The organism is Paenarthrobacter sp. NPDC089675 (assembly GCF_044749185.1).
In the GTDB taxonomy this organism is placed as follows: domain Bacteria; phylum Actinomycetota; class Actinomycetes; order Actinomycetales; family Micrococcaceae; genus Arthrobacter.
Window position 1 is genome coordinate 1 of the sequence record NZ_JBIVHM010000006.1, and the last position, 15655, is coordinate 15655.

A 15655-nucleotide genomic window follows, 5' to 3' on the forward strand; every position below is an offset into this window, starting at 1 on the left:
CCACCGCAGACCCACCGCGCCAGGAATACCACCCACCGCCGGAATCAACCACAGAAAAACCACCCAGCTGTCACAAACAGCTTGATATATACCGATTTTCCGGCGGCCTTGATACGTTTCCAGCGACCTCGTGGATCGCGGGAGAGGACTAGTTTTCTTCGGCCTGCGCTGCACGCTGCTTGGCGACGTGGGCGTGGACCTCTTCCATGTCCAGGCCCTTCACGGCCTCGATGACCTGCTCAAGCTGAGGGCCGTTGAGGGCTCCGGGCTGCGAGAAGACGAGGACCTTCTCGCGGAACGCCATGAGTGTGGGGATGGAGGTGATTCCGGCTTCGGCGGCAAGCTGCTGCTCGGCCTCGGTGTCCACCTTCGCGAAGAAGACGTCGGAGTGCTGGTCCGACGACGCCTGGTAGACGGGCGCAAACTGGCGGCACGGGCCGCACCATGCTGCCCAAAAGTCCACCAGGACAATGTCGTTGCCCTCGATGGTCGATGCGAACTGTTCTCCAGTGATGTCAACTGTAGCCATGTTTCCACGGTACGCGACCCTGCCCACGAAGTCCCGTGGAGAGCACTGCTGTTCGCTTCACGCGTCACCGGGAATAACCACGGAGTCCACTCCGTTGCGTGGCCTGCTTTGCGCGCCAAGAGTGCTTCTGAGCGCGCAAAGCAGGCCCCACAACCGCATGCTATTTGCCGAGCACGTACCTCAGCGCCGATGCGTAGAGGGGAGCCACCTTGTTGTGCCCGGCTTGGTTCATGTGGATGTTGTCCAGGTAGTTCCCGTCGGCTCCGGCGATGGTTGCCGTGCCGGCCATCGAGATGTGCGGCCAGCCACGGAGTGCCGCCTCACGCATCAACATGCCGTCAACCCATCGGCGCTGGAAGTGGCTGGAGTCGTAGCGCGACAACACCCCGTTCACCAGGATGGTGCTGCGCGGGTACTTGCGCCGGAGTTCATCCCACAGCTTGTTTGCTTGGGACAGGATCGCGGCGTCGGTCGCGAAGATCCTGGCATCGTTGCCGCCAAGGTTCACTACCACCAGGCCCGGGTTGCCTTGCGGCAGGAGGATCCGGTCAAGGAGCACCGCATCGGTCGCCGAGCCGACTGAGCTTCCGGAGACGTAGCCGATCCCGCCAATACTCCGGACCACCTGCCGCGGATAGCCAGCGGCCCGGGCTCCTTGCTCCACCCAGGAGTCCAGGTCCAGCTGCGAATCTCCGAGCAGCACCACGGTAGAGGCGTCGACTGTCTCGGCCGAATACAGCTCCTGGGTGGAGTCGTTCCAGATGGTTTCCAGCTTTTGGAATGCAACGTGGGCACCGCGGGCGTCCGTCCAGCTGTCTTTCAAGGGCCAGCCAAAGTCTCCGGGGTTGACGGACCACACTTTGTAGGTCGCATGCCCCACTATTTGCGTGCCGGTACCCGGCCCCCAGACCAGCCAACCATTGGCAAACTGCTGCACCGAACCCCCGGCACGCGGAAGCTTGTCCGTGAGCGGCAGTCCTAGCCGGCCGGCTGCGCCCCCAAGGGCTACATAGCGGTTGTGGATGTCGCCGTGGGTGGTGGAATGCGCCCCAGTAGCAGCCGACCAGTAGACCGTCCCGCCTTGGAACTGCTGGTAAACGAAGTTCGACTGGCGGTATTCCTCGCTGACGGGGTAGCCGAGGGCTCCGTCTTGACCGCCCGTGGAATTCCAATAGGTCCGGATGGCACCCGTCAGAGCCCGTGCTCCGCTCGCCGGCGACCACACGATGCTTCCATGTTGGTATTGCTGCGCCGAGCCTCCGTTCTTCAACCCCGGGGCTTCATCGCTGGTTGGGTATCCAAGTTCTCCGCTTTCAAGCCCCGATTGCCTCCAGCGTTCCCGGATGGCTCCCGTGGACGGGTGTGCTCCCGAGCCCGGCGACCACACGATAAAGCCGCGTTCGTACGCCTGGAAAGCGCCGCCGTCGGGCAGGCCGGCACGTTCCCCGGTGACGGGGTAGCCAAGGTAGCCGGACTCGGAGCCGGAGCGGAGCCACGCCAAGTGGATGGAACCGGTGGTTTGTTGGGTGCCGGTGGCGGGAGAGGAAATGATGGCCCCACGTTCGAACACCTGCTTGGTGCCACCGTTACGCAGTCCGCTCGCAGTGTCGGAGGTTGGGTAGCCGTGGGAGCCAAAGGGACCCCCTGCGTCCCACCAGGCCGTGCGAACCGCGCCATTGACCACTACCCGGGCGCCGGTCCGTGATGACCAGGCAATGTCTCCGCCGGCGAATTTCTGGACGCAACCGGTGACGGTGCACTGCTCGGATCCGGTAGGACGAAGCAGGACGCTGCGGGCCCATGTACTGGTGTTGTACAGCTGCCCAATGGCGCCGCTGACCGTGGGCGCCGGGACCTCCGTGACGGCCTGCCCCGCCTGCGCGGGCAGAATCATCAAGAATAGAGCGGCCGTTGCCGTGGCGATTTTGTGCCGGAATCCTCCGGTGACTGATCCTGTGGATCCCATACTGCTACCCCATAAAAATGCGGGCGGATTGCCCTGCCGCTGCTTCCCCGCCGGAAACACTCAGCCAAGTATCCGCGACGCCGGCACGCACCTGAACGGAGACGCGGCCATTGCTGCTACATCGTTATTTTCCGCAGCCTCTTGCCGTCCATTGAACAAGTGTTTAGTCTTTGAAACATGCGTTCAACCGCAGAAGATTTGACCACCCGGGCACGGATACGGGATGCAGCCATAGGCCTGTTCGGCCGTGAGGGATTCGCCCGCGCCACGGTACGTTCCGTTGCAGCTGAGGCCGGAGTGAGCCCCGCCCTGGTGATCCACCACTTCGGCAGCAAGGCCGGCCTGCGCGAGGTCTGCGATCACCATGTCCTCGCCCAAACAGCCAGCCAGGGCCACGAGAAGGCAGACCCGCGAGCCACCCGGCTCCTCATCCAGGACTATTTGAACAACCCGCGCCAGTACGCCGACGAAATCGCGTACATCCGCCGCGCCCTTGGGGACGAGTCCGACGCCGCTGACGCCTTCTTTGACGGAGTGGTCAGCCAAACCGAGGACATCATCCACACGGGCATCAAGGCCGGCACTATCCGGGCCTTCGACAATGTCCGGGCCACCGCCGTCGTCATTGCCTCCAACAGCCTGTCCATGCTGATGCTGGGGCGGCACGTTTCGCGCGCATTGGGCACTCCCGTATTAGAACCACACAGGATCGGCCCGGAACTGCTGAGGCACCTGACCCTCCCCGCGCTGGACATCTACACCAACGGTTTCTACACAGACTCGCGGTTCCTGGATGCAGCCCGCGAAGCCCTCCAACAACAACAACCAAGCACCACCGAAGGGAGCATGCCCCGTGACCCAGGCAATCGTCGTCGAGGGGTTGCGTAAGAAGTTCGGGCACCGCGAGGTCCTCCACGGACTGGACTTCAAAATCGAGGCCGGCACAGTGTTCGGCGTCATCGGGCCGAACGGCGCCGGCAAGACCACCACCATGCGCTGCCTTCTGGACATCATCAGGCCAAGCTCGGGCTCTATTTCAGTCCTGGGCCAGGACCCGCGGCATGGAGGTACCGCACTGCGCAGGCGGATCGGGTACCTGCCGGGGGAACTCCACCTGGAAAACCGGACCACCGGGCGCCGTGTGGTGGAACATTTCGAAGCCATCAGCGGACCCGTGGACCAAAGCCATGTGAAAGCCCTTGCCGAACGGCTGGACCTGGACCTGGACCGGCAGACGCGCAAGCTATCCAAAGGCAACAAGCAGAAGCTGGGCCTGCTCCAGGCCTTCATGCACCGGCCGGAACTGCTGGTGCTTGATGAGCCCACCAGCGGACTGGATCCCCTGGTCCAGCAGGAGTTCCATGCGATGGTCCGCGAAGCGGTGGAGGGCGGCGCCACCGTTTTCCTCAGCTCCCACGTCCTGAGCGAAGTCCAGCAGGCCGCTGATTCCGTGGCGATCCTGCGCGACGGCGGCATCGTCACCATATCCACCGTGGAGGCGCTGCGTAACGCTGCCGTCCGGCAGTTGAAGTTCAACGCCACCGGAACGGAAGCGCACGACGTCGGCGCACTGCTGGCCGGGGTGCCGGGGGTGGCCAACGTGGTGCTGCGGGAACTCCCGGCCGAAGGCGCCTACGGCATCTCCGTGGAGGCGACAGCCACGTTGTCCGGTGCTGTCCAGCCCCTTGTCCAGGAGTTGGCTCGCCTGCAGCTCACGGACCTCGTCCTGGAGGAGCCCGACCTCGAAGAAGCCGTGCTGAAGCTGTACACCGGTTTCTATCCGGTCGGCAGCAACGGCCACCGCGCCAATGGTGCCGATGCAGCGCGGCGCAGCGTTTCCGCATCCAAGGAAGAAGCCCATCATGCCTAGGGTCCTGCCCCTCTTCACCAAAGCGCTGACCGACTCCTGGCGTTCAACCCTGGCCTGGGGCCTCGGGCTGACGGGAGCAACCATGCTCTACTTGCCGCTCTACCCTTCGATCGGCGGCAGTTCGCAGATGCAGCAAATGATCGATGCCCTGCCCCAGGGAATGACCAAGGCCTTGAACTACGACCAGATCGCTACGGGTACCGGCTACACGCAGGCCACCCTGTTCGGCCTGATCGGATTCCTGCTGATGTCCATGGCATCGGTTGGCTGGGGTGCCGCGTCCGTGGGCGGCGACGAGGAGTCCGGGCTCCTGGAACTGACCCTCGCCCACAGTGTGACCCGAATCCAAGTGGTCCTCGAGCGTGCCTTTGCGCTGGTTGTCCGGGTGGCAGCGCTCGCGCTCCTGGTCTTTGTCCTGGTGCTGGTACTGAACGGACCCGCCAAACTGCAGATCGACGTCGGACACCTCGCTGGAGCCGTGGTGCTGTTCGCCGGCTTGGCCCTGCTGAGCGGAACGGCCGCTTTGGCTGCAGGCGCCTTGACCGGCCGGAAGGTGTACGGCATCGCCGCAGGTGCAGCTGTGGCGGTCCTGGGCTATGTCTTCAATGCCGTGGGCCGGCAAAGCCCCAAAATGGACTGGCTGTTGAACCTCTCCCCATACCACTGGGCCTACGGGAATTCGCCCGTTACCAACGGCGCAGACTGGGGCGCCGCGATTGGCCTGCTGACCATCTCCGCTGCCTTGATAGCCGTGGCAGCTGTTGCCCTGCAGCGTCGTGACGTGGGGGTCTGACGAGGCAATCCGTCGGGCTTGGCGCTCAGCCCCAGACGTGCGGGGCTGGCCGCCGGGCCCCCGGGAGCGCATTGTTTTCGCGCCATTCATGGACCCACTCGGGGAGGATCAGGTCAGCCGGCGGAGCACCGAATTCCGCGATGATGTCCTCCTGGCTCACAGGCCGTCCCTTGCTCACCAGCCGGGTGGCAATGTGGGCACGGGCGTAAATCTCACCGTCCACCACCATGCGCTGCTCGAAGTAGATGGCCTTGGTGTCCAGCCCGATGATGCGGGTCTCCACCGTGTAGCGCTGCCATAGCTGGAGCGACTTGCGGAAGGCGATGGTCTCCCCCGCAGCCACGGGGGTCCAGCCGCGCTTGCGCATCTTCCGCCAGATCCCGCTGCGCACCATCAGGTCGAACCGCCCCAGGTCCATGAGGGAGAAATACATTCCGTTGTTGACGTGCATGGCGATATCAATGTCCGTGGGAAGGACACGCAAAGGGAGCGAGGACGTATCCCACGCACCCAGCGGCGAGCGCTTGGCCGACGTGAAGAGCAGCATAAGGGTCCGGAGAAGCAGGTGCATGGGCTAAATGTTACCCGTGGGTAACATTCCAGGGAACCGCTGGCCGCATGGCGGACTTTATGTCCAACGATTGCACAAACGTTTACCGCAGGTTCATGAAAAGCATGCACAATATCTGGAACTCGAGAACACAGAAGAACAAACAGGGGGACCCCTTTGAGCGCACTGAACACCATTACAGCCGGCGGCGACGTTTGGCCGGAACTCGCCATCAGCCAGGAAGTCGTCCTGGCCGATGTCCGCGGCAACCGCATCGAAGGAACCATCGATGGCATGACCAACGATCGCAGCACCCTCTGGGTTCAGCTCAAGGGCGGACTCGGCCGCCAACTCGTCCATCACCTCGACGGGTACTGGCTGGAAACACCCGCCGTGGAAACACCCGCCGCCTGATAAACACCGCCTCGGGGCTGGCTAGTATGCCCCTATGACGCAAGCGCGATACCGGGACCTTGTTGAGTGGCCCCTCATGGGCACCGCCCTGATCTTTCTCGCTGCCTACGCATGGCAGGTGATCGGGCGGGTGGAAGGTCCCGCAGCCCAGCCGTTCGAGACAGTCCTGTGGATCACCTGGGGCATCTTCGCCCTGGACTACGTGGCGAACCTCTGGCTGGCCGAAGACCGTAAACGCTGGTTCATCTGGAACCTGCATGAGCTCCTCATCGTGGTCCTCCCCTTCTTCAGGCCGCTCCGCCTCCTGAGGCTCGTGACACTCCTGTCCGTCCTGCACAGGACCGTGGGGGAAACCCTGCGCGGACGCATCGCAACCTACGTGGCCGGATCAGCCGCCATGCTGGTCCTGGTTGGGGCCCTCGCAGTGCTGGACGTCGAACAGAGTGCCCCAGATGCGAAGATCCAGAACTTTGGAGACGCCGCCTGGTGGGCCATTACCACCATCACCACCGTGGGCTACGGCGACCTCTACCCGGTCACCCCCATCGGTCGGGTGGTGGCAGCCGCCCTGATGATGAGCGGCATCGCCGTACTGGGTATTGTCACAGCCTCGATCGCTTCCTGGCTGGTGCAGCGGATCGAGGAGAATGCCGAGGACGTGGCCGCGGCTGCCGGCGACAAGGCAATCGCAGCTGAAGCACCGTTGCGGGCCGAGATCGCCGGGCTCCTCGCCGAGATCTCCGCCCTGCGCCAGGAAGTGACCCACTTGCGCGAAGCCATCTCACGGGACCCGCAGCATTGAGCACGAATCACCTGCCCTCTTGATACACAAAAAATCCCCGGAACCAGTGGTTCCGGGGATTTTCCGATTGAGTGGCAGATGAGGGATTCGAACCCCCGTAGGCAGTGCCAGCTGATTTACAGTCAGCCCCCTTTGGCCGCTCGGGTAATCTGCCGAACTTCAAAAGAAGATCACTTCCGGAAGACCGTTTCTTTCGATCCGGCAACCGAAGGCAGAGACAACCTTACAGAACTTCCGGCCAAGAATCTAATCGAGGCAATTTGGCCCGAACCAGCCCGGAATTTCAGGCTTCTCCGAGGATCCGGCCCGCAAGTTTGGCCTCGAACCTGGCAGCCTGCTCGGCGGTGATCTGGTTGAGCTCCACGGCACGCTGGAGGTCTGCGTGCACGCCGTCCATTCGGGCCTCCGCATTGGGTACCGGGCTCAGTACCACCGACGCTGCGACGGCAGCTGCGGCCACTGCGCTTGCCGCGGCTGCCGCTGCAGTTCCGATGGACCCGGCAGCAGCTGACGCGGACTTGCTGACATAGTGGACGGCCTTGTTGCTCATGCTTACCTCCGAGGTGGCTTTTCCAACAGGTACAACTCTCGGATGCCCGTCTCGGTTCCAACCATGCGTGTGCTGTGAGCGAACTGTGAAAGGTAACTCCGGCCCCATCGAGGCGCTTCCGTATTAGGCTTGATGCCAGACAAACCGCCCTTACCGGGCCCCCAAACCAAGGAGAGTCATGGCAGGCGAATCAACATTCGACGTCGTAAGCAAGGTAGACAAGCAAGAGGTCGCCAACGCCCTCAACCAGTCGCAGAAGGAAATCGCGCAGCGGTACGACTTCAAGGGCGTCGGCGCGGAAATCGACTTCAGCGGCGAGAAGATCCTCATGAAGGCCAACTCCGAGGACCGCGTACTGGCCGTCCTGGACGTCTTCCAGTCCAAGCTGATCAAGCGTGGCATCTCGCTTAAGTCCCTTGACCAGGGCGAGCCGTTCCCCTCAGGCAAGGAATTCCGCCTTGAGTGCACCATCAAGGAAGGCATCGCCCAGGACATCGCCAAGAAGATCAACAAGATCATCCGCGACGAAGCACCCAAGTCCGTCAAGTCCCAGATCCAGGGCGACGAACTTCGCGTGACCTCCAAGTCCCGCGACGACCTCCAGGCCACCATGGCGATCCTCAAGAACTTCGAGGAAGCGGATCTGCAGTTCGTGAACTTCCGCAGCTAAGTACGCACCTTCACGCGAAATTGAGGACCGCAGCGATCATTCTGATCCTGCGGTCCTCGCTTTAATCTGGACCGACCGCAGATAGGCCACGAAACGAAGCCCCACTTGGGATGCCAACCCACCTGCCCCCCGGAGGATGAGGAGTACGTTGCGCAGCTTACTGAGACGAGGCACTGCACCCCGGCTTCTTCATGCACGTAAGTCCATCGACCGCCGTAATGGAGGGAACTATTTAGGGCACAAAGGTTTTGCGTAATCGCCAGCGGCCAGTATTCTTCTTGCTTAGGCGAGCCTAACTAAGGCTTCCTGAACGAAAGAAACCCTTATGACCGCCAACTTCCTGATCGGCCTGCGCGAAGGCCTTGAGGCCTCACTCGTCGTGGTCCTCCTCATGGCCTATCTCATCAAGACCGGCAGGAGTTCGCTGCTGCCTAAGTTATGGGCCGGCGTCGGCCTGGCCGTGGCAATCTCGCTCGGCTTCGGGGCCCTGTTGACCTTCGGGCCGCGCGGCCTCACCTTCGAAGCCCAGGAAGCAATCGGCGGCGGGCTCTCGATCGTTGCGGTTGGCCTGGTCACCTGGATGGTCTTCTGGATGGCCCGGACGGCGCGCAGCCTCGGCAGCGAACTCCGTTCGCACGTGGACAAAGCGGCCGACGGCGCCGCATGGGGCCTGGTGCTTGTGGCGGCGCTGGCCGTTGGCCGCGAAGGACTCGAAACCGCCCTGTTCATCTGGGCCGCGGCACAGGCCACCGGCGAAACCACTCTTCCGCTGCTTGGCGCCCTCCTGGGCCTGCTGGCCGCAGCCGGACTGGGCTACCTGCTGCACCGTGGCGTCCTCAAGGTCAACCTTGGCAAATTCTTTACGTGGACCGGTGTTGGGCTCATCGTCATCGCTGCCGGTGTGCTTGCCTACGGCGTCCACGATCTCCAGGAAGCGGGAATCCTCCCCGGCCTGCACAACCTCGCGTTCGACGTCTCAGCGGCCATCCCGCCGTCGTCCTGGTACGGCACTTTGCTGAAAGGCACGCTGAACTTCTCCCCCGCCACCACGTGGCTGGAAGCAACTGCGTGGCTCCTCTACGTCATCCCGGTGCTCTTCCTTTACATCAGGGCCAACCGCTCCGCGAAGCCCAAAGTGTCCAGCGCCAACCCTGCTCCTGCTGTCACGGCACACCCGTAACCGCCAACAGCCTCCCCCAACAAAGGACATCCCCATGCCCGGCATATCCCTGCGCCCAAGCGCTTCATCTGCCTACCGCAAAACGCTCGCCGTTATTGGCGCCGCCGCCGCCGTTCCACTGGTTCTCAGTGGCTGCACGGACAATGCAAAGCCGTCGGCCGCTTCCGCCGATGGGCCCATCCAGGTCAGCAGCACCTCAAGCGAATGCAAGGTTTCTTCGGCAACGGCGCCGAGCGGCAACCTGACCTTCCAGGTAAAGAACGACGGCAACGAAGTCACCGAGTTCTACCTCCTGGCTGAGGACGGCCTGCGGATCATCGGTGAAGTGGAGAACATCGGACCGGGCATTTCACGCAACCTGGTGGTTACGGCTCCCGCCGGAAAGTACACCACGGCCTGCAAGCCGGGCATGCAGGGCGACGGAATCCGCGCCTCGTTCGAAGTCAAGGAATCCGGAAACAAGTCCAGCGTCGACGCAGATTTCCAGAAACTCCTGGACACGGGGACCCGGCAGTACGCCGCCTACGTGAAGGACCAGGCCGAGCAGCTCGTCACGGGCACCAAGGCGTTCGCCGACGCCTTTGCGGCCGGAGACGCAGCCAAGGCACGCGATTTGTACGCGGCCACGCGAATGCACTGGGAACGAATCGAACCCGTTGCGGAGTCTTTCGGCGACCTCGATCCCAAGCTCGATGCACGTGAAGCTGACCTGGAGCCCGGCCAGGAATGGACCGGCTGGCACCGTGCGGAGAAAGACCTCTTTCCGCCGGCCGGCTACAAAGCCCTCACCGAGGCCGAGCGCAGCGCCATAGCCAAGCAGCTCGTCGCCGATACCGAGGACCTCAGCCAGCGCACGCGCAGTGTGGAACTCACCGCAGACAAGCTGGGCAACGGCGCCAAGGAACTCCTGGACGAGGTTGCGACCGGCAAGGTCACGGGCGAAGAAGAGATCTGGTCCCACACCGACCTTTGGGATTTCCAAGCCAACGTGGACGGAGCCCGCATCGCGTTTGAGAGCCTCAAGCCTGCCCTCCAACAAAAAGACGCCGAGCTGTCCAAGTCCCTCGATGATAAGTTCACCGCACTGCAGGCTGAATTGAAGAAGCACGCCAAGGGCGATGGCTTCGTGTACTACAACGAGCTCAGCCCTGAACAGGTCCAGGCTTTGGCCTCGCTGGTCGACTCGCTGGGTGAGCCCCTGTCCAAGCTCACCTCAGCCGTGGTCCTGTGAGCGGCTGCCCCTTCGGGCACACCGGCGAGTCGGCGCGCCCCGGGCAGCTGAATGCGGCCACCCCTGCGGGTGACGCTGCCGCCGTCGTGCCCCCTGCAGAGGCCGGTAACGGCAAGACGCCCGACGGCGGTGCTGCCGCAGAGGGCCGCAGTCGGCTATCGAGGCGTGGGCTGCTGTCCCTCGCCGGAGTCGGTGGCGCCGGAGCAGTTGCAGGGCTTGCCGCAGGGTTCCTTGGGCACGATGCCGTGACCGCGAACGCCGCAGTTCCTGCCGCTTCGCCCGTGATTCCGTTCTTTGGCGAGCACCAGGCAGGCATCACCACGCCGGCCCAGGACCGGTTGCACATGGCCGCCTTCGATGTGACCACTGAGGACCGCAAAGAGCTGATCAAGCTCCTGAAGGACTGGACCGCAGCGGCAGAAGCGATGACGGCCGGCCGCGCCACGGGTGAGACGGGCGCCGTCGACGGCCCTTATGATGCCCCGCCCGAAGACACGGGCGAGGCACTGGACCTCGAGGCAGCCAAACTGACGTTGACTTTCGGCTTTGGGCCGGGCCTGTTCGAAAAGGACGGCAAGGTCCGCTTTGGCCTGGACGGCAGGCGGCCCGAAGCCCTGATCGACCTCCCGCATTTCCCCGGCGACGACCTGCAGGCTGCGCGAACCGGCGGTGACCTGGTGGTGCAGGCGTGCGCCGATGACCCGCAGGTTGCTGTCCACGCGATCCGCAACCTTGCCCGGATCGGTTTTGGGAAGGTCCGGGTGCGCTGGTCGCAACTCGGCTTTGGCCGGACATCCTCCACGTCCCGGGCGCAGGTCACGCCGCGAAACCTGTTCGGTTTCAAGGACGGTACCAACAACCTCAAGGTTGAGGACAACTCCCTGCTGGACGAGCATGTGTGGGTACCGGCAGGCGGCAGGCCCCAGGAAAACTGGATGAGCGGCGGCAGCTACCTCGTGGCACGCCGCATCCAAATGCACATCGAGATCTGGGACCGCACCTCTCTGCGCGACCAGGAAGGGCTGATCGGCCGCACCAAGGGCGCCGGCGCTCCGTTGTCCGGTGGCGACGAGTTCACGGCTCCGGACTTCAAGCTCGCGGGGCGCAACGGCGATCCGCTCATCCCCCTGGACTCGCACGTCCGGTTGGCGCATCCGGAACAAAACGGCGGCGTCCGGATGCTGCGGCGTGGCTACAACTTCACGGACGGCTCGGACGGATTGGGACACCTGGATGCGGGCTTGTTCTTTATCGCTTTCGTCAAGGATCCGCGGACGCACTACGTGCCCATGCAACTGGCCCTCGCGAAGAACGACGCCCTCTCCGTCGAGTATTTGAAGCACACGGGCTCGGGGCTGTTCGCCGTGCCACCGGGCGTCAAGAAGGGCGGATTCATCGGCGAGGGGCTCTTCGCCTAGCACGCTTTTGGCAGGCTTACGAGAGCGGCCGGCCGGCCATCTGTTCGAGCCGCCTGATCCTGTCCGCCATGGGCGGGTGGGTGGAGAACATCCGCCGCATCCCGCCGCCGCGGAACGGGTTGGCGATCATGAGGTGCGAAGCGTTGACCAGGCGCTGGTCCGGCGGCAAGGGCAGCTGTGAGACACCTGACTCGATCTTGCGCAGCGCTGAGGCGAGCGCCAGCGGGTCACCGGTCAGTTCGGCACCGTCCTCGTCGGCGTCGTACTCGCGGGTCCGTGAGATGGCCATCTGGATAAGCGAAGCCGCGAACGGCGCCAGCAGCGCCATGGCGATCATTGCGAGCGGGTTGGCGTTCCGCCGGTCCCCTCCTCCGAAGAACAGCAGCATCTGGCCGACGGACGTGATCACGCCGGCAACGGCCGCGGCTACTGAGGACGTCAGGATATCCCGGTTGTAGACGTGCATCAGCTCATGCCCCAGCACGCCGCGCAGTTCCCGGGCGTCAAGCAAGTGCAGGATGCCTTCCGTGCAGCACACGGCCGCGTTCTTGGGATTGCGGCCCGTGGCGAAGGCATTGGGCGTCATGGTGGGCGACACGTAGATCCGCGGCATCGGCTTGTTGGCCCGAACGGAGAGCTCACGGACGATCTGGTAGAGCTGGGGTGCCTGTGCCTCGGTCACAGGGTATGCGGCCATGGAACGGATGGCGATCTTGTCGCTGTTCCAGTAACCGTAAGCGGTAGTGCCCACACCGATCAGGGCCATGATCACAATGGGCGTGGAGCTGCGGGTACCGGCGCCGATGATGGCACCCAAACCCAACAGCACAGCCCACAGCACACCGAACAGGGCGGCGGTTTTGAGTCCATTGTTGTGTCTGTGCACGATGTCCTATCGCTTTCTACGGCTTTTGAGCTGGAGTTCTGTATGGATTAACGCCGACGGCGGTTCCCATGTTCCGCCCTTCATCTCACCGCCCAGCGAGGATGGCTGGAGACCTACGGCAAGGGGTGTTTCGCGTCATACCGAGTGAACCCGGGCTGCATCCGTGATGCCACCCACGCGAGGACCACGCAGAGCATCCCGCCAAGGAGCAGCACCCCGCCCTCACTGAGGAATTGTGTCACTCCACCGGCCAGCAGGTCGCCCACCCTGGGTCCACCTGCCACCACCACGATGAACACTCCCTGCAGCCGGCCCCGCATGTGGTCAGGGGTTGCTGCTTGGAGGATGGTGGTGCGGAAGACGGCACTGATGGAATCTGATATCCCGGCGAGCGCACAGCAGGCGGCAGCCGGGACCAGCCAAAGGGTCACACCGTTCCGCCCGGAGTCCCCTGCCATCAGCACCACGGCACCAAACGCTGCGATCGACGCACCCCAGCCCACCACTGACAGGACCACCGCCGTGCCTTGGCGGCGAACACGGCCCAAGGGCCCGGAAAACAGCCCGGCCAGGAAGGCACCAACTGCGGTGGACGCGAGCAGCACACCCACTGTGGTTTCCCCGCCGCCGATCATCACGGCGCCAATGGCCGGCATGAGCGCGCGGGGTTGCGCGCAGATCATGGCAATGAGGTCGATGATGAAAGTCATCCGGACGTTGGGCCGGGTGCCGAGGAACCTGAACCCCTCCACCACCGACCGCAGCCCCGGACGCACTGCATCCTTGGAGGGCGGCAGCGGAGGAAGCTTGAGGAGTCCCCAGAGGGCGAACGTGAAGCTGACGACGTCGATGGTGTAGGTCCAGCCAAAACCGATCGTGGCGACGAGCACGCCCGCGAGGAGGGGTCCCGCCGTCATGGAAAGACCGAACGTCAGCATGTTCAACGCATTGGCCGCGGGCAGCAGGTCCTTGCGGACAAGCAGCGGGATGATGGCGCTGCGCGCCGGACCATTGATTCCCTGGGCTCCGCTCTGTACGGCCACCAAGGCGTAGAGCAGCCAAATGTTGCCAACCTCCAGCCATGCCTGCAGCGCGAGGCCCGCGGTGGTGGCCCACAGGACGAGCGACGCCACGAGGGCTACTTTCCGGCGGTCGTAAGCGTCCGAGACCGAGCCGCCATAAAGCCCCGCAATGACCAGGGGCACCAGGGCGAAGATGCCCAGGAGTCCCACGTAGAGGCTCTCCTGGGTGAGCCGGTACACCTCGAGGCTGACGGCCACCAGGGTCAGTTGGGTACCGACTGCAGCAACAGATGCTCCAAGCCAGAGACGACGGAAAGCGGGGCTTTCCCTGAGGGGAGTGATGTCTGCCAGGAGTCTTGCCACCCAGCAACCCTACCCAGTGGCCACGGCCTCCAAGTCTCCCGGCGTAACCACACCCTTGGTAGGCTCACCCCGGGGAAGGAGCAGACATGGTGATATCACGGCAGTTGTTGTTCCGTTCCGCCGTCTGGGAGATCGCCCGGCCACGCCATCCCCTGACTGCCGGCCACGTGCTCATTCGGCTGTCCGACCCCTCCACGGAATTTTCCGGTCCGTCCGCCGCGGACTGGCTCCGGTGCCACAACCTCGCCCGTGCCGCCCTCCGGGACGTGCTCGGCGCCGCCAAGGCTGTGGTGATGTTCGCTCATCGCTGGCACCCCCTCGGCGCGGCCCTCGGCGAGCCAGTTGCCGAGTCCTCAACCCCCACCTTCCATCTGTTTGCCCGCTGGGCGGATGAAACCACGACGCCGGGCCGCCAGCTGGCGCTTCCGGCCCACCGCCGCCTTGCGGTGCCTGAACCGGTCCTCGGGGACCTCGACGAGGAACTCCGCGAATCGCTTCGATTCTTCGCCGACGGCCCGTTGGCGGACGTCGCGCCGGAAGCCGGGCATTTCGATCAGGCGGGCTTCCAGCGTGGGCCGGCAACCGGCGTCGTACCTTTTACGGTGGAGGCGCCGCTTCAGGTTGGACTTCATGCTCCCGGCCGCCACTGCTTGATAAGGCCTGCAAGCGGCGCCGGTTCCATCGCCGCTTTGCGTCCGGACGAGCTGCTGGGGATCGCCGACGCTTTGGCTGGTCTGCCCATGCCCGGCGGGGTCAGCGGTCTCAGTTGCGTCGCCGTGGAAGCAGAATCTTCGGGAGAGGCCCTAAGCATCCATGCGGTGGGGCGATCAGGCGCCGAACCGGCGAGTCCCCTGTTGGATTTGTTCCGTTTGCCGGAAGTTAGCGTCGCCTTATTGTGAACTTATCAAAATAAGTGCTTCAATGGATGCATGACCGATCACACAGCCGACCAGGACGCATGGGCCGCTGCCCTGCGCGCCCATGGACGGCGCGTGACCAAGCAGCGGCTGGCAGTATTGGCTGCGGTCCAGCATCATCCGCATTCTCCGGCAGAGGGTATTCTCGCTGCCGCCCGGGAGGAACTGCCTGAACTGACGGCGCAGTCGGTTTATGTAGTGCTCAGCGACCTCACGGACCTGCAGATGCTGCGGCGCTTCGAACCTCCGCACTCCCCGGCACTCTATGAAACCAGGGTGGGCGACAACCACCACCACGCCGTGTGCATCAGTTGCGGCAGAGTGGAAGACGTGGACTGCGCAGTGGGACACGCACCGTGCCTCACACCGCATTGGGATGAAAATTCCAAGCCAATGACCATCCAGATCGCAGACGTCCTCTACCAAGGCATCTGCCAGGACTGCCAAGCCAAACAACAGCTTCCCGTACTACCCGCAACCCAGAAATAGGAGAA

General features: G+C 63.8%; 17 protein-coding genes and 1 tRNA gene. 11 read left to right on the top strand and 7 right to left on the bottom strand.

Annotated features, from left to right (window positions below; all coding sequences use genetic code 11):
* Window positions 1-148: 148 nt before the first annotated feature.
* Together ACIPY2_RS13770 and ACIPY2_RS13775 are read right to left on the bottom strand one after the other, a co-directional pair.
* Complete coding sequence (locus ACIPY2_RS13770) at window positions 149-529, bottom strand: thioredoxin family protein (RefSeq protein ID WP_400266949.1); 381 nt, start codon at window positions 527-529, stop codon at window positions 149-151.
* A gap of 160 nt (window positions 530-689) precedes the next feature.
* The gene (locus ACIPY2_RS13775; RefSeq protein ID WP_400266950.1) at window positions 690-2423 is read right to left on the bottom strand and encodes a GDSL-type esterase/lipase family protein; all 1734 of its coding nucleotides are present in this window, start codon (window positions 2421-2423) and stop codon (window positions 690-692) included.
* 249 nt (window positions 2424-2672) lie between these two features.
* On the opposite strand from ACIPY2_RS13775, the gene ACIPY2_RS13780 reads away from it, so the two are divergent.
* Genes ACIPY2_RS13780 through ACIPY2_RS13790 form a run of 3 tightly spaced genes read left to right on the top strand, consistent with a single transcriptional unit; the run spans window position 2673 to window position 5158 of the window.
* Window positions 2673-3383, top strand: coding sequence for a TetR family transcriptional regulator (locus ACIPY2_RS13780; protein ID WP_400266951.1), 711 nt, complete (start codon window positions 2673-2675; stop codon window positions 3381-3383).
* Window positions 3349-4365, top strand: coding sequence for an ABC transporter ATP-binding protein (locus ACIPY2_RS13785; RefSeq protein WP_400266952.1), 1017 nt, complete (start codon window positions 3349-3351; stop codon window positions 4363-4365). Before ACIPY2_RS13780 ends, ACIPY2_RS13785 begins: the two co-directional genes overlap by 35 nt.
* Window positions 4358-5158, top strand: coding sequence for an ABC transporter permease subunit (locus ACIPY2_RS13790; RefSeq protein WP_400266953.1), 801 nt, complete (start codon window positions 4358-4360; stop codon window positions 5156-5158). Before ACIPY2_RS13785 ends, ACIPY2_RS13790 begins: the two co-directional genes overlap by 8 nt.
* Window positions 5159-5183: 25 nt before the next feature.
* On the opposite strand, the gene ACIPY2_RS13795 is transcribed toward ACIPY2_RS13790, so the two are convergent.
* On the bottom strand, window positions 5184-5729 hold the full coding sequence (locus ACIPY2_RS13795; protein WP_400266954.1) for an acyl-CoA thioesterase: 546 nt from the start codon (window positions 5727-5729) through the stop codon (window positions 5184-5186).
* Window positions 5730-5885: 156 nt separating this feature from the next.
* Here ACIPY2_RS13795 and ACIPY2_RS13800 point away from each other — a divergent pair, with 156 nt between their 5' ends.
* Both ACIPY2_RS13800 and ACIPY2_RS13805 read left to right on the top strand, forming a co-directional pair.
* The gene (locus ACIPY2_RS13800) at window positions 5886-6122 is read left to right on the top strand and encodes a hypothetical protein (protein ID WP_400266955.1); all 237 of its coding nucleotides are present in this window, start codon (window positions 5886-5888) and stop codon (window positions 6120-6122) included.
* A gap of 34 nt (window positions 6123-6156) precedes the next feature.
* On the top strand, window positions 6157-6924 hold the full coding sequence (locus ACIPY2_RS13805) for a potassium channel family protein (RefSeq protein WP_400266956.1): 768 nt from the start codon (window positions 6157-6159) through the stop codon (window positions 6922-6924).
* Window positions 6925-6996: 72 nt separating this feature from the next.
* Here the strand turns inward: ACIPY2_RS13805 and ACIPY2_RS13810 are convergent.
* Together ACIPY2_RS13810 and ACIPY2_RS13815 are read right to left on the bottom strand one after the other, a co-directional pair.
* A tRNA-Tyr gene (locus ACIPY2_RS13810) sits at window positions 6997-7078 on the bottom strand.
* 129 nt (window positions 7079-7207) lie between these two features.
* On the bottom strand, window positions 7208-7474 hold the full coding sequence (locus ACIPY2_RS13815; protein WP_400266957.1) for a hypothetical protein: 267 nt from the start codon (window positions 7472-7474) through the stop codon (window positions 7208-7210).
* A gap of 178 nt (window positions 7475-7652) precedes the next feature.
* Between ACIPY2_RS13815 and ACIPY2_RS13820 the strand changes: the two genes are divergently transcribed.
* The 4 genes from ACIPY2_RS13820 (at window position 7653) to efeB (ending at window position 11973) form a co-directional block, all read left to right on the top strand.
* A complete protein-coding gene (locus ACIPY2_RS13820) occupies window positions 7653-8144 on the top strand; it encodes a YajQ family cyclic di-GMP-binding protein (RefSeq protein WP_400266958.1) in 492 nt (163 codons plus the stop codon).
* Window positions 8145-8469: 325 nt separating this feature from the next.
* The gene (gene efeU, locus ACIPY2_RS13825; protein ID WP_400266959.1) at window positions 8470-9324 is read left to right on the top strand and encodes an iron uptake transporter permease EfeU; all 855 of its coding nucleotides are present in this window, start codon (window positions 8470-8472) and stop codon (window positions 9322-9324) included.
* Window positions 9325-9358: 34 nt separating this feature from the next.
* Entirely contained in the window at window positions 9359-10555 is a 1197-nt protein-coding gene (gene efeO / locus ACIPY2_RS13830; RefSeq protein WP_400266960.1) for an iron uptake system protein EfeO, read from the top strand.
* Entirely contained in the window at window positions 10552-11973 is a 1422-nt protein-coding gene (efeB, locus tag ACIPY2_RS13835) for an iron uptake transporter deferrochelatase/peroxidase subunit (protein WP_400266961.1), read from the top strand. The genes efeO and efeB overlap by 4 nt, the downstream gene beginning before the upstream one ends.
* A gap of 16 nt (window positions 11974-11989) precedes the next feature.
* On the opposite strand, the gene htpX is transcribed toward efeB, so the two are convergent.
* Together htpX and ACIPY2_RS13845 are read right to left on the bottom strand one after the other, a co-directional pair.
* The gene (htpX, locus tag ACIPY2_RS13840) at window positions 11990-12859 is read right to left on the bottom strand and encodes a zinc metalloprotease HtpX (RefSeq protein WP_400266962.1); all 870 of its coding nucleotides are present in this window, start codon (window positions 12857-12859) and stop codon (window positions 11990-11992) included.
* A gap of 113 nt (window positions 12860-12972) precedes the next feature.
* Window positions 12973-14244 (bottom strand): MFS transporter, encoded by a 1272-nt coding sequence (locus ACIPY2_RS13845; protein WP_400266963.1) that lies wholly within the window; start codon window positions 14242-14244, stop codon window positions 12973-12975.
* Window positions 14245-14330: 86 nt separating this feature from the next.
* Here ACIPY2_RS13845 and ACIPY2_RS13850 point away from each other — a divergent pair, with 86 nt between their 5' ends.
* Entirely contained in the window at window positions 14331-15143 is an 813-nt protein-coding gene (locus tag ACIPY2_RS13850; RefSeq protein ID WP_400266964.1) for a hypothetical protein, read from the top strand.
* A gap of 30 nt (window positions 15144-15173) precedes the next feature.
* Window positions 15174-15650, top strand: a complete 477-nt coding sequence (locus ACIPY2_RS13855) for a Fur family transcriptional regulator (RefSeq protein WP_400266965.1) — start codon at window positions 15174-15176, stop codon at window positions 15648-15650.
* Window positions 15651-15655: the final 5 nt, after the last annotated feature.

Coding starts and splice junctions, on each gene's coding strand:
- ACIPY2_RS13820 (WP_400266958.1), top strand. CDS start 7,653: ATGGCAGGCGAATCAACATTCGACGTCGTAAGCAAGGTAGACAAGCAA.
- ACIPY2_RS13815 (WP_400266957.1), bottom strand. CDS start 7,474: ATGAGCAACAAGGCCGTCCACTATGTCAGCAAGTCCGCGTCAGCTGCT.
- ACIPY2_RS13805 (WP_400266956.1), top strand. CDS start 6,157: ATGACGCAAGCGCGATACCGGGACCTTGTTGAGTGGCCCCTCATGGGC.
- ACIPY2_RS13770 (WP_400266949.1), bottom strand. CDS start 529: ATGGCTACAGTTGACATCACTGGAGAACAGTTCGCATCGACCATCGAG.
- ACIPY2_RS13795 (WP_400266954.1), bottom strand. CDS start 5,729: ATGCACCTGCTTCTCCGGACCCTTATGCTGCTCTTCACGTCGGCCAAG.
- ACIPY2_RS13790 (WP_400266953.1), top strand. CDS start 4,358: ATGCCTAGGGTCCTGCCCCTCTTCACCAAAGCGCTGACCGACTCCTGG.
- ACIPY2_RS13775 (WP_400266950.1), bottom strand. CDS start 2,423: ATGATTCTGCCCGCGCAGGCGGGGCAGGCCGTCACGGAGGTCCCGGCG.
- ACIPY2_RS13780 (WP_400266951.1), top strand. CDS start 2,673: ATGCGTTCAACCGCAGAAGATTTGACCACCCGGGCACGGATACGGGAT.
- ACIPY2_RS13855 (WP_400266965.1), top strand. CDS start 15,174: ATGACCGATCACACAGCCGACCAGGACGCATGGGCCGCTGCCCTGCGC.
- efeO (WP_400266960.1), top strand. CDS start 9,359: ATGCCCGGCATATCCCTGCGCCCAAGCGCTTCATCTGCCTACCGCAAA.
- ACIPY2_RS13850 (WP_400266964.1), top strand. CDS start 14,331: ATGGTGATATCACGGCAGTTGTTGTTCCGTTCCGCCGTCTGGGAGATC.
- efeU (WP_400266959.1), top strand. CDS start 8,470: ATGACCGCCAACTTCCTGATCGGCCTGCGCGAAGGCCTTGAGGCCTCA.